The sequence below is a fragment of the Grimontia sp. AD028 genome (genome assembly GCF_000973155.1).
Taxonomy (GTDB): domain Bacteria; phylum Pseudomonadota; class Gammaproteobacteria; order Enterobacterales; family Vibrionaceae; genus Enterovibrio; species Enterovibrio indicus.
In genome coordinates this window covers 23085-34676 of sequence record NZ_LASY01000015.1, presented here as the reverse complement: position 1 = coordinate 34676, position 11592 = coordinate 23085, and the positions used below count along the sequence as shown (strand labels likewise).

Sequence of the window (11592 nt, the reverse complement as noted above, 5' to 3'; positions counted from 1 at the left end):
CTTGGCGATACCCCAACAGTAACCACGCTCGAAAGCATGATCTTTAAATAATGGTGCGGAAGGAGAGACTTGAACTCTCACACCTTGCGGCGCCAGAACCTAAATCTGGTGCGTCTACCAATTTCGCCACTTCCGCATGCCTAATTGTTCATCTCACCTCTGGAAAGGAAGAGATGGCGCGTCCGGGAGGATTCGAACCTCCGACCGCCTGGTTCGTAGCCAGGTACTCTATCCAGCTGAGCTACGGACGCGTTGTTGGCTGGGGTACCTGGATTCGAACCAGGGAATGGCGGCATCAAAAGCCGCTGCCTTACCGCTTGGCGATACCCCAACAGAGGCGCGTATAATATTGCGGATTCAGAGGAGCGTCAACCCCCTATTTTTCGTTTGATGACGATTTAATCGCTTCAATAAAAAAACACCGCTTTTGCGGTGTTTTTTTATGCATAACAAGCGCTATTTCTGCTTAACAGGTCTCTTCCAGCCATCAATTGCACGCGCTTTTGCACGGGTAATAACGAGTTGGCCCTCTTCCACATTACTGGTCAGTGTCGTACCTGCACCAATCGTTGCGCCTTTTTTAATAGTCACTGGAGCTACCAACTGGCTATCTGAGCCAACAAACACGTCATCTTCAATCACAGTCTTGTGTTTATTCGCGCCGTCGTAATTACAGGTGATGGTACCTGCACCGATATTCACGCGCTCACCGATTTCAGCATCACCAAGGTAAGTCAGGTGATTCGCCTTAGAGCCTTTACCGATACGTGCATTTTTCACTTCAACAAAGTTACCCACATGTGCATCTTCCACCAGCTCTGCCCCTGGACGCAGGCGCGCAAACGGGCCCACGGTACAATCTTCACCAACCGAAGCACCTTCAATCACGCTGTATGGACGAACGACGGTGTTGTCATCGACTTCACAATCTATCAATACACAGCCTGCACCGATGACTACTTTGTCGCCTAAAGTGACTGAACCTTCAATCACGACGTTCACGTCAATTTCTACATCAGTGCCACACTGTAGCTGACCACGCAGGTCAAAACGCGCAGGGTCGCGGAGCATCACACCGCTTTCCAGAAGCTTCTCTGCCTGAGCCGCTTGATAAGCGCGTTCAAGACGAGCCAACTGAATGCGGTTGTTGACGCCTTCCACTTCAATAGCACTTTCAGGGTGAACCGCTTCAACCGCGCGACCTTCATCGTGGGCAATAGCAATCACATCTGTCAGGTAGTATTCACCTTGTGCGTTGTCGCTTTTCACTTCGTTCAGCCAACGGCGTAGATCACGTCCGGTAGCGACCATCACACCAGTGTTGATTTCTTTGATAAGCTTTTGCTCTTGTGTGGCATCTTTATCTTCCACGATCGCCACCACAGGACCATTACGGCGAATGATACGTCCATAGCCCGCTGGCTTATCCAGTACCACAGTCAGCAAAGCAATACCGCCGTCTGGCTGAGCATCCAACAGGTTTTCGATGGTTTGCTCAGAAATCAGCGGGACATCACCGTAAAGCACCAGAACCTGCTCGTCATCCAAAAACTCAGATGCCGCCTGATTCACTGCGTGGCCTGTACCTAACTGTTCTGCCTGAAGTACCCAATTGACTGATTCTTCTGCCAGTACTGCTTTCATTGCATCACCACCATGGCCATAAACCAGATGCAGGTTTTTTGCACCCAATGAGGAGCAGGTATCTATGACATGCTTCACCATAGGTTTCCCTGCAAGCGTATGCAGTACCTTAGGTAGGTTGGAGTACATGCGGGTTCCCTTCCCCGCAGCCAGAATCACAGCACTGAAATTCATGGAGAGTTGTCCTTGGTATTGAGGTTCTACTTCAAATAATGGCGCTTATTGTAACGGTTCGCTTTGTAAAACAGGATTCAAACCAATAAGAAATTCATAAATTTCCGTCATCTTGTAGCAATTTTCAGGCGATGTCTCGCAGATAATCACTTAAGAAAATACACAGACAAGTTAACTTCAACTAATTGATAAGTAACTCATAAAAACTGAACATGTCTTTTTCTGCCAAAGTTTAAAGACTGAAAAATTAGGCGATTGGAAAACGAGAAAAACAAATATAAAAAAGGCGACCTCTCGGTCGCCTTTCAGTCATTGGGTGATGCCTGGTACTTAGCGTGCCTTTTTGGTCAGCTCGATAACTCGTAGCTGGGCAATCGCCTTGGCCAGATCACTGGCCGCCTGAGCAAAGTCCATATCGCCATGTTTGTTGAGGATACGATCCTCTGCACGGCGCTTCGCTTCTTCTGCCTTAGCCTGATCCAGATCGACGCCTCGAATTGCGGTATCTGCCAGCACAGTCACTGCGCTTGGCTGCACTTCCAGCATACCGCCAGAAAGGTATATTACCTCTTCATGGCCGTGTTGCTTAGTAATGCGGATCATGCCCGGCGTGATAGCGGTCAGCAGCGGGGTGTGACTAGGATAAATACCCAATTCACCTTCGCTACCCGTTACCTGAATGGCTTCAGCTCGACCAGAGAACAGTTGTTTCTCTGCGCTTACTACATCCAGATGAAAGGTCATCGCTGCCATGTCGCCTCCTACCAGCTATTACAGGTTCTTCGCTTTTTCCAGTACTTCTTCGATACCACCACAGTACAGGAATGCCTGCTCAGGGATATCGTCGTACTCACCGTTCAGCAGACCTTTGAAGCCTGTGATGGTTTCTTTCAGCGAAACATACACACCAGGTTGGCCTGTGAAGACTTCTGCTACGTGGTAAGGCTGAGTCAGGAAACGCTCAATCTTACGTGCACGGGCTACTGCCAGCTTGTCGTCTTCAGACAGTTCATCCATACCCAAGATGGCGATGATGTCTTTCAGCTCTTTGTAGCGTTGCAGTACAGACTGCACACCACGTGCAACATCATAGTGCTCTTGACCGATAACCAGTGGATCCAGCTGACGTGAAGTCGAATCCAGTGGGTCGATGGCTGGGTACAGACCCAGTGCAGCGATGTTACGTGAAAGTACAACGGTCGCATCCAAGTGCGCGAACGTGGTTGCTGGAGATGGGTCAGTCAAGTCATCCGCAGGTACGTACACCGCCTGTACAGATGTGATAGAACCACTCTTGGTCGAGGTGATACGCTCCTGAAGAACACCCATCTCTTCTGCCAGTGTAGGCTGATAACCTACCGCAGATGGCATACGACCCAGCAGTGCCGATACTTCGGTACCTGCAAGGGTGTAACGATAGATATTATCGATGAACAGCAGTACGTCACGGCCTTCATCACGGAACTTCTCAGCCATTGTCAGGCCAGTCAGTGCAACGCGCAGACGGTTACCCGGTGGCTCGTTCATCTGACCGTAAACCATTGCTACTTTCGACTCTGCTGGATTCTCAACGTTTACAACGCCCGCTTCCTGCATCTCGTAGTAGAAGTCGTTACCTTCACGAGTACGCTCACCAACACCTGCGAATACAGACAGACCAGAGTGCTGCAGTGCGATGTTGTTGATAAGTTCCATCATGTTAACGGTCTTACCTACACCTGCACCACCGAACAGACCGATTTTACCACCCTTAGCGAATGGACAAACCAAGTCGATAACCTTAACGCCGGTTTCCAGCAGTTCGGTTGCATTTGATTGGTCTTCGTAGCTTGGCGCTTCACGGTGGATAGAGTAACGCTCTTTCTCACCGATTTCGCCACGCTCATCGATTGAGTCACCCAGAACGTTCATAATACGTCCCAGTGTCTCAGTACCTACTGGTACTTCAATCGGTCTACCAGTATTTTCTACTTCCAGTCCACGACGCAGACCATCAGACGAACCCATTGCGATGGTACGAACGATACCACCACCAAGCTGCTGCTGAACTTCCAGCACCAGACGCTCGCCTTCACGTTTCACGTTCAGGGCATCATATACCTGTGGCACAGATTCCTGTGGAAACTCTACGTCGACTACCGCACCGATGATCTGAACGATCTTACCTGTAGCCATCGTTATTCCTCTAAAATAGTTCGTTGGCCCTTGCCTTACACCGCAGCAGCACCGGAGACAATCTCCGACAGCTCTTGGGTAATTGCAGCCTGACGGGCTTTGTTATACACCAGTTGCAGTTCATCAATCAGATTCCCTGCATTGTCTGTTGCAGCCTTCATCGCAACCATTCGCGCTGCTTGTTCACACGCGAGGTTTTCTACCACGCCCTGATAAACCTGAGATTCAACATAGCGAACCAATAGGGTATCAAGCAGTGGTTTTGGCTCAGGCTCATAGATGTAGTCCCAAGCATGGTTGCGCTGCATTTCTTCGTCTTCCGACTTAGGCAAAGGCAGCAATTGATCGATCACTGGGTCCTGCGTCATGGTGTTTACAAACTGGTTGTAAACCAGATACAGGCGATCCAGTTGGCCTTCATCATATTTCTTCAGCATCACACCGACGGTACCGATCAAATCTTCCAGTGATGGGCTGTCACCCAGACCAGAAACTTGTGCGGATACGTTGCCGCCGTAGCTGTTAAAGAATGCAGTCGCTTTAGCGCCTATCAGTGCAGTTTCAACTTCCACACCTTTTTGGCTGTAAGCCTGCATATCTGTGATGGCACGTTTGAACAGGTTGATGTTCAGGCCACCACACAGACCGCGGTCTGAAGATACGATGATGTAACCGACGCGCTTGGCTTCACGCTCTTCCAGATATGGATGGCGATACTCAAGGTTACCAAGTGCGACATGACCGATCACTTTGCGCATAGTAGTCGCGTATGGACGGGAGGCTTCCATGGCGTCTTGCGAACGACGCATTTTAGAAGCGGCAACCATTTCCATCGCTTTGGTGATCTTCTGCGTGCTTTTTACACTTCCGATCTTGTTACGAATTTCTTTTGCGCCGGCCATCGTTACTCTCCGTTATTAGAAGGCCGCTGAGCGGCCTTCTACGCATTACCAGGTTTGCGTTGCTTTGAAGTCTTCAACCAGCTTAACCAGTTGCGCTTCAATGTCGCCGTTGTAGTCGCCAGTCTCATCGATCTGTGCAACCAGCTCAGCAAACGTACCTTTAGCGTATGCAAGCAGAGCAGATTCGAAATCAGCCAGTTTGGTCAGCTCAACGTCTGCCAGGTAGCCTTTTTCCGCAGCAAAAATCATCAATCCCTGCTCAAACACAGACATTGGTGCGTATTGCTTCTGCTTCATCAGTTCAGTTACTTTCTGACCGTGATCCAGCTGCTTCTTGGTTGCATCGTCCAGGTCAGAAGAGAACTGAGCAAACGCTGCCAGTTCACGGTACTGAGCCAGAGCGGTACGGATACCACCAGACAGCTTCTTGATGATCTTGGTCTGTGCTGAACCACCTACACGGGATACTGAGATACCTGGGTCAACTGCCGGACGGATACCTGCGTTAAACAGTTCCGATTGCAAGAAGATCTGACCGTCGGTGATCGAGATAACGTTGGTTGGTACGAACGCAGATACGTCACCCGCTTGGGTTTCAATGATTGGCAGTGCGGTCAAAGAACCGGTTTTACCAGTCACTTCACCATTGGTGAACTTAGCAACGTAGTCAGCGTTAACACGCGCAGCACGCTCCAGCAGACGAGAGTGGAGGTAGAAAACGTCACCTGGGAATGCTTCACGGCCTGGTGGACGACGCAGCAACAGAGAAATCTGACGGTAAGCAACTGCTTGCTTAGACAGATCATCGTATACGATCAGCGCATCTTCACCGCGGTCACGGAAGTATTCACCCATCGCACAACCTGCGTAAGGCGCAAGGTATTGCAGTGCCGCTGCTTCAGAAGCAGATGCAACAACAACGATGGTGTTTTTCAGTGCGTCGTGCTCTTCCAGTTTGCGAACCACGTTAGCGATGGTTGACGCTTTCTGGCCGATAGCAACATAGATAGAGTAGATACCAGAGTTCTTCTGGTTAATGATCGCATCGATTGCCAGCGCCGTTTTACCGGTCTGACGGTCACCGATAACCAGCTCACGCTGACCACGGCCGATTGGGATCATTGCATCAACTGCTTTGTAACCGGTCTGTACTGGCTGGTCTACCGACTGACGTGCGATTACGCCAGGTGCAATCACTTCTACAGGAGAAGTCAGTGCTGCGTTGATAGGACCTTTACCGTCAATTGGCTCACCCAGGGTGTTAACCACACGGCCCAGTAGCTCAGGACCTACTGGAACTTCAAGAATACGACCAGTACCGGTTACTTTCATGCCTTCCTGAAGGTCGGCATAAGGACCCATAACAACCGCACCTACAGAGTCACGCTCAAGGTTGAGCGCCAGTGCGAAACGGTTGCCAGGTAGTTCAATCATTTCACCTTGCATAGCATCTGCAAGGCCATGGATGCGAATGATACCGTCGCTGACTGACACGATGGTACCTTCGTTGCGTGCTTCACTAACAACGTTGAATTTTTCAATACGCTGTTTGATCAGATCGCTAATTTCCGTGGAATTAAGTTGCATGCTCCAATTCCCCAAATCAAGACTGCAATGCATCGCTCAGACGGCGCATACGGCCGCTAACTGAGTTATCGATGATCAAGTCTCCAGCTCGAATCACAACCCCGGCAACCAGGGTCTCGTCTACACTACAGTTCAGCTTCACTTTTCGCTCAAGGCGGGCTTCCAGCTTGCTTTCAATAGCGTCCAGTTGCGCTTGTTCCAGCGCGACAGCAGAGGTGACCTCGACGTCAACTTGCTTTTCTAATTCACGGCGAAGTGCCATGAACTGGACAGTTACTTCCGGCAACGCTTTTAAGCGTCCGTTTTCAGCCATCACCTTCACGAGGTTCTGGCCGAATTCATTGAGCTGCTCACCGCACACTGAGAGAAAAATCTCAGTCAACTTTTCAGCTGAATAAGAACCATCGAGAAAGTCTGCGATGGTTTCATTGCGGGCAACTTCAGCAGCAAAAGCCAGCATTTCAGACCACTGGTCCAATTCGCCTTTTTCTACTGCCAGATCGAAGGCTGCTTTAGCGTAGGGGCGTGCGATGGTAGTCAGTTCAGACATAGCTGCCCCTCCTTCTTAAAGTTCTGCAGTGATTTTATCGAGAATATCTTTATGAGCATTTTCGTCGATTGAACGCTCAAGGATTTTCTCAGCACCGATTACGGCCAGAGTTGCAACTTGTTTGCGCAGTTCATCGCGGGCACGGTTACGCTCAGCTTCCAGTTCAGCCTTTCCTTGGTTAAGGATGTTTTCACGCTCAGAAGATGCTTCTTCGCGGGCTTCATCAAGAATTTGTGCTTTACGCTTATTCGCCGAATCGATGATCTCAGTTGCAGCGCGCTTTGCTTCTTTCAATTGATCAGAAGCATTAGCCTGGGCCAAATCCAGGTCTTTCGCGGCACGCTCAGCCGCCGCAAGACCGTCAGCAATTTTCTTCTGACGCTCTTCAATCGCTTGCATGATTGGTGGCCATACATACTTCATGCAGAACCACACAAACATGGAAAACGCGATCGCCTGGCCGATAAGAGTAGCGTTCATATTCATAACTGCTTCTCCATCTCCCAATAGTTAACTACAGGTATAATCAGGCGACTTAACCCAGCTGACCAACGAATGGGTTTGCGAAGGTGAACAGCAGTGCGATTACGATACCGATCATTGGAACCGCATCCAGAAGACCTGCAATGATGAACATCTTAACTTGCAGCATTGGAGCCATCTCTGGTTGACGAGCAGCACCCTCAAGGAATTTACCGCCAAGCAGTGCGAAGCCGATCGCTGTACCCAGGGAAGCAAGACCTACAATGATGCCAACGGCAATTGCAGAAAAGCTCAATAAAGTTTCCATCACTATCTCCAGTTTCTTGTTGTCGGCTTATATGCCGGAAGGTCGAACAAAGTTGCTTACTAAAAATCTTTTATTAATGCGAGTCTTCATGTGCCTGAGACAGGTACACAATGGTCAACATCATAAAGACGAACGCTTGGATGGTAATAACCAGAATGTGGAAGATTGCCCACGGTAATGAACCCAACCATTGCGCCCACCACGGCAGAAGAGCCGCAATAAGGATAAATACCACTTCACCGGCGAACATGTTACCGAACAGACGCATGCCGAGAGAGATTGGTTTCGCCAGCAGCGATACCACTTCAAGCAGCAGGTTGAACGGGATCATGAGTGGGTGATTGAACGGGTGAAGAGCCAGCTCTTTTGCAAAGCCACCCAGGCCTTTAATCTTGATGCTGTAGTAAATCATCAAGAAGAACACGCCCAGCGCCATTGCCAGTGTGATATTTACGTCAGCTGTTGGTACGACCTTCATATAAGGAATACCAAGCTGTTCCGCCGGATAAGGAATAAAATCGATAGGAACCAAGTCCATCGTATTCATCAGGAATATCCAAACGAAAATGGTCAGAGCCAAAGGCGCGATCAGTGGATTCTTTCCATGGAAGGTTTCGCGAACGTTTTCATCAACGAACTCCACCAACATTTCCACAAAACACTGAAGCTTGCCTGGAACTCCTGTTGTAGCTTTTTTCGCCACTGCACGGAACAGCCATAGAAAGCCGATACCGATGGCAATAGAGAAAAACAGGCTATCAATATGCACCGACCAGAAGCTACCTTCCTCCACCAAGCCAAGCTTGTCCGAAGACAGGTTGGTTAAGTGGTGGGAGATATAACCGGAGGGTGTAAGCGCTTCACCTGGCGCAGCCATAACTCATCCTATTTGTTGTTGTTAATGAATAAAACTGGTGCAAGGATGTTGATTCCAAGTACCAGCAAATAGGTCAGTTTGAGGGGAACAAGTTCCACCTCGGCATACAGGTAAACAACGGAAAACAGCGCGACGGTCAGTAGAATCTTAAGCACTTCGCCGCTGTAGAAGGATGCTACAACGAGCTTTGCAGCTCTCGCTCCACTAAAGAGGAATGCACACAATGCAAAGGCTGCGTTGGCAATTACAAAAATGCCACCGCCTATGAGTGCGGAAATTCCCCAGTCGACATTGATGGTGGTGACCATCAAGATTGCCGTTGCTAACACGACGCACGCCTGTAACAGCAGCAACCTTTTCGCAAGCTTGCGACCTGGTCGCGTGAGCGTCGATACCATGTATTCGTTCCTCGATTCCTTTCCTCTTAGCACTATGTCGTGCTGGGAAAACTGCGAAAATTATACGGGTCGCCCTTTTGAATGCAATCTCATCACATCAAAAAGGGAGACTAAATTTTACAACAGGGTAACCTGATCACAGTAAGCAAAAATATGTAACAAAAACCCAACGCGTTACGTCACACTTCTTCGCCAAGAATTGCAAGAATTTGCATAAGTTTTTCGTTTTGATCAAAGCTGATGACCAATTTACCACTGCCACTTTTACTTTGTGACAGGCTAACAGATGTGCCTAATTTATAAGTCAACCTATCCTGCACAGCAGTCAATTCCGGTGACACGGGTTCCGGTGTTTTTTCTACGGCCGGCGTCAGGCATTTTTTCACCAACGCTTCGGTCTGTCTCACTGTGAGTTTCTTGTTGACGGAGACCAGTGCTGCTTCGATCTGAGCGTCACCTTCCAATGCCAATAATGCGCGTGCATGACCCATTTCCAACTGGCGTCCAGACAGCAATTTCTTTACCCCGGCTTCAAGGCCGTTTAATCGTAAAAGATTACTGATGGTGGTGCGGGATTTGCCCAGTGCTTCAGCCAGTTGTTGGTGGGTGAGTGAGAAGTCGTGGACCAGACGATCCAGCGCTTCAGCTTCTTCCATCGCATTGAGATCTTCACGCTGGATGTTCTCAATCAGTGCGATGGCGCTCGCAGCTTTGTCATTTAGGTCACGGACCAAACAAGGGACATGGGTCAATCCGGCGATTTTTGACGCTCTAAAGCGGCGCTCACCAGCGATAATTTCATACTGTTTGTCACCAAGATGACGCACGACCAAAGGTTGGATAACGCCTTGTGCGCGGATAGACTCCGCCAGCTCTTCCAGTGCTTCCTGCGCCATATCCTGACGCGGTTGATACACACCGGGACGCAATGCCGTTAATGGCAAATGCTGCAGCTCACTGTTGTTCACGGTTTCCTGAGTATCGTTGTTCAGATCGACACGCGCTTGTGCTCTGGCACTGGTGGCCAACAGCGCATCGAGTCCTTTACCCAATCCACGTTTGGTAGCGTTCATTCACGTTCCTTTAAGACGCGTTGGCAACGGCCTGTTTGGCCTGCTCTTCCCGTCGCAATATTTCACCCGCTAATGCCAGATATGACTTGGCACCGCTGGAATATTTGTCGTAGTACATGGCTGGTTTGCCGTGACTCGGCGCTTCTGCCAAACGGACATTACGCGGGATAACAGTACGGTAGACCTTGTCTCCAAAGTGTTTTTTGATCTGTTCAGACACTTCTGTCGCCAGACGATTTCGCGGATCGTACATGGTTCTGAGCAAGCCTTCCACATGCAAGTCAGCGTTCACTACGCTTGCAAGCTTACTGATGGTGTCCATCAGTGCGGTCAGGCCTTCCAATGCAAAGTATTCACACTGCATTGGCACCAGTACGGAATTTGCCGCCGTCATGGCATTGATTGTAAGAAGGTTAAGAGAAGGGGGACAATCAATGAAGATGAAATCATAGTTTTCACGAATGTCGGCTAATGCGTTGCGCAGCCTCACTTCGCGGGCAAACACTTCCATGAGTTTGATTTCTGCTGCGGTGACATCACCATTGGCCGCTATCAGGTGATAACCGCCTGTGGTCTCTGTCACCACCACATCGTTAAACGGGGTCTCTTCAACCAACAAATCGTAAGCGGTGGCATGAACATCGTATTTATCCACACCACTGGCCATTGTTGCGTTGCCCTGTGGGTCTAGGTCAATCACCAATACCTTACGCTGAGTCGCTGCCAGCGACGCAGCCAAGTTGATACAGGTCGTTGTTTTACCAACGCCTCCCTTTTGGTTTGCAACAGCAATGACTTTTCCCACAAGACGACCTCGCCTAATAATCCTATCTAGCCAAGATTACTAGATGACGTTGACCTTCCAATCCTGGAACAGTCAAAGGTTTGATATCTGTCACAGAACATCCGGCAGGAAGTTCGTCAATTTCGACTTGATCCACTTGTCCCTTGAGAGCGAGGAACTGACCTTGTGGTGAAGGGAGGTGATGACACCAGTTCACCATGTCGCTCATGGACGCAAAGGCTCGGCTTAATACGCCATCAAATCCCTGTTCAGGCTGGAAATCTTCGACGCGGCTCTGCACAGCCGTAACATTGGTAATTTTCAGCTCATGCAGCACCTGACGGATGAAGCGAATGCGCTTACCCAGGCTATCGAGCAGCGTGAAGGATTTTTCCGGGTTGATGATTGCAAGCGGGATCCCCGGTAATCCAGGCCCCGTCCCCACATCGATGTAACTTTGGCCATCGAGGTGCTGACTCACCACGATACTGTCCATGATGTGTTTGACGATCATTTCGTTTGGATCGCGCACCGATGTCAGGTTGTACGCTTTGTTCCACTTGTGGAGCATTTCAACATAGCCAATCAGTTGGGCTTGTTGCTCAGCAGGGATGTTCATCCCTGCCTGTTCAATCAGT

General features: G+C 49.5%; 13 protein-coding genes and 3 tRNA genes. All 16 read right to left on the bottom strand.

Annotation, left to right across the window (positions count from 1 at the left end; translation table 11 throughout):
• Positions 1-51 precede the first annotated feature (51 nt).
• Positions 52-136 (bottom strand) — tRNA-Leu (locus RN22_RS03545).
• 38 nt (positions 137-174) lie between these two features.
• A tRNA-Arg gene (locus tag RN22_RS03540) sits at positions 175-251 on the bottom strand.
• A 5-nt stretch (positions 252-256) separates the two neighbouring features.
• Positions 257-331: transfer RNA gene (locus tag RN22_RS03535), tRNA-Gln, on the bottom strand.
• A 125-nt stretch (positions 332-456) separates the two neighbouring features.
• Positions 457-1818 (bottom strand): bifunctional UDP-N-acetylglucosamine diphosphorylase/glucosamine-1-phosphate N-acetyltransferase GlmU, encoded by a 1362-nt coding sequence (gene glmU / locus RN22_RS03530; RefSeq protein ID WP_046303099.1) that lies wholly within the window; start codon positions 1816-1818, stop codon positions 457-459.
• 330 nt (positions 1819-2148) lie between these two features.
• On the bottom strand, positions 2149-2571 hold the full coding sequence (locus RN22_RS03525) for a F0F1 ATP synthase subunit epsilon (protein WP_046303098.1): 423 nt from the start codon (positions 2569-2571) through the stop codon (positions 2149-2151).
• An 18-nt stretch (positions 2572-2589) separates the two neighbouring features.
• Positions 2590-3993, bottom strand: a complete 1404-nt coding sequence (gene atpD / locus RN22_RS03520; protein WP_002540817.1) for a F0F1 ATP synthase subunit beta — start codon at positions 3991-3993, stop codon at positions 2590-2592.
• 35 nt (positions 3994-4028) lie between these two features.
• Positions 4029-4895 carry a F0F1 ATP synthase subunit gamma gene (atpG, locus tag RN22_RS03515; protein ID WP_046303097.1) on the bottom strand — a complete coding sequence of 289 codons (867 nt, stop codon included), beginning with the start codon at positions 4893-4895 and terminating at the stop codon, positions 4029-4031.
• A gap of 45 nt (positions 4896-4940) precedes the next feature.
• Positions 4941-6482, bottom strand: coding sequence for a F0F1 ATP synthase subunit alpha (atpA, locus tag RN22_RS03510; RefSeq protein ID WP_046303096.1), 1542 nt, complete (start codon positions 6480-6482; stop codon positions 4941-4943).
• A 16-nt stretch (positions 6483-6498) separates the two neighbouring features.
• Positions 6499-7032 (bottom strand): F0F1 ATP synthase subunit delta, encoded by a 534-nt coding sequence (atpH, locus tag RN22_RS03505; RefSeq protein ID WP_002540814.1) that lies wholly within the window; start codon positions 7030-7032, stop codon positions 6499-6501.
• A gap of 15 nt (positions 7033-7047) precedes the next feature.
• Positions 7048-7518 (bottom strand): F0F1 ATP synthase subunit B, encoded by a 471-nt coding sequence (gene atpF, locus RN22_RS03500; protein WP_002540813.1) that lies wholly within the window; start codon positions 7516-7518, stop codon positions 7048-7050.
• Positions 7519-7567: 49 nt separating this feature from the next.
• Positions 7568-7822, bottom strand: a complete 255-nt coding sequence (gene atpE / locus RN22_RS03495) for a F0F1 ATP synthase subunit C (RefSeq protein ID WP_002540812.1) — start codon at positions 7820-7822, stop codon at positions 7568-7570.
• 73 nt (positions 7823-7895) lie between these two features.
• Positions 7896-8699 (bottom strand): F0F1 ATP synthase subunit A, encoded by an 804-nt coding sequence (atpB, locus tag RN22_RS03490; RefSeq protein WP_002540796.1) that lies wholly within the window; start codon positions 8697-8699, stop codon positions 7896-7898.
• An 8-nt stretch (positions 8700-8707) separates the two neighbouring features.
• Positions 8708-9097 carry a F0F1 ATP synthase subunit I gene (locus tag RN22_RS03485; protein WP_046303095.1) on the bottom strand — a complete coding sequence of 130 codons (390 nt, stop codon included), beginning with the start codon at positions 9095-9097 and terminating at the stop codon, positions 8708-8710.
• A gap of 179 nt (positions 9098-9276) precedes the next feature.
• Positions 9277-10170, bottom strand: a complete 894-nt coding sequence (locus RN22_RS03480; RefSeq protein ID WP_046303094.1) for a ParB/RepB/Spo0J family partition protein — start codon at positions 10168-10170, stop codon at positions 9277-9279.
• Between the two features lie 10 nt (positions 10171-10180).
• Positions 10181-10975, bottom strand: a complete 795-nt coding sequence (locus tag RN22_RS03475) for a ParA family protein (protein WP_046303093.1) — start codon at positions 10973-10975, stop codon at positions 10181-10183.
• A 22-nt stretch (positions 10976-10997) separates the two neighbouring features.
• On the bottom strand, positions 10998-11573 hold the full coding sequence (rsmG, locus tag RN22_RS03470) for a 16S rRNA (guanine(527)-N(7))-methyltransferase RsmG (protein WP_205744013.1): 576 nt from the start codon (positions 11571-11573) through the stop codon (positions 10998-11000).
• Between the last annotated feature and the right edge of the window lie 19 nt (positions 11574-11592).

What these genes read in the sequence shown, in the direction of transcription:
- glmU (WP_046303099.1), bottom strand. Translation starts at nt 1,818, where the DNA reads ATGAATTTCAGTGCTGTGATTCTGGCTGCGGGGAAGGGAACCCGCATG.
- RN22_RS03485 (WP_046303095.1), bottom strand. Translation starts at nt 9,097, where the DNA reads ATGGTATCGACGCTCACGCGACCAGGTCGCAAGCTTGCGAAAAGGTTG.
- atpH (WP_002540814.1), bottom strand. Translation starts at nt 7,032, where the DNA reads ATGTCTGAACTGACTACCATCGCACGCCCCTACGCTAAAGCAGCCTTC.
- atpD (WP_002540817.1), bottom strand. Translation starts at nt 3,993, where the DNA reads ATGGCTACAGGTAAGATCGTTCAGATCATCGGTGCGGTAGTCGACGTA.
- RN22_RS03525 (WP_046303098.1), bottom strand. Translation starts at nt 2,571, where the DNA reads ATGGCAGCGATGACCTTTCATCTGGATGTAGTAAGCGCAGAGAAACAA.
- atpG (WP_046303097.1), bottom strand. Translation starts at nt 4,895, where the DNA reads ATGGCCGGCGCAAAAGAAATTCGTAACAAGATCGGAAGTGTAAAAAGC.
- atpB (WP_002540796.1), bottom strand. Translation starts at nt 8,699, where the DNA reads ATGGCTGCGCCAGGTGAAGCGCTTACACCCTCCGGTTATATCTCCCAC.
- RN22_RS03480 (WP_046303094.1), bottom strand. Translation starts at nt 10,170, where the DNA reads ATGAACGCTACCAAACGTGGATTGGGTAAAGGACTCGATGCGCTGTTG.
- rsmG (WP_205744013.1), bottom strand. Translation starts at nt 11,573, where the DNA reads ATGAACATCCCTGCTGAGCAACAAGCCCAACTGATTGGCTATGTTGAA.
- atpE (WP_002540812.1), bottom strand. Translation starts at nt 7,822, where the DNA reads ATGGAAACTTTATTGAGCTTTTCTGCAATTGCCGTTGGCATCATTGTA.
- atpF (WP_002540813.1), bottom strand. Translation starts at nt 7,518, where the DNA reads ATGAATATGAACGCTACTCTTATCGGCCAGGCGATCGCGTTTTCCATG.
- atpA (WP_046303096.1), bottom strand. Translation starts at nt 6,482, where the DNA reads ATGCAACTTAATTCCACGGAAATTAGCGATCTGATCAAACAGCGTATT.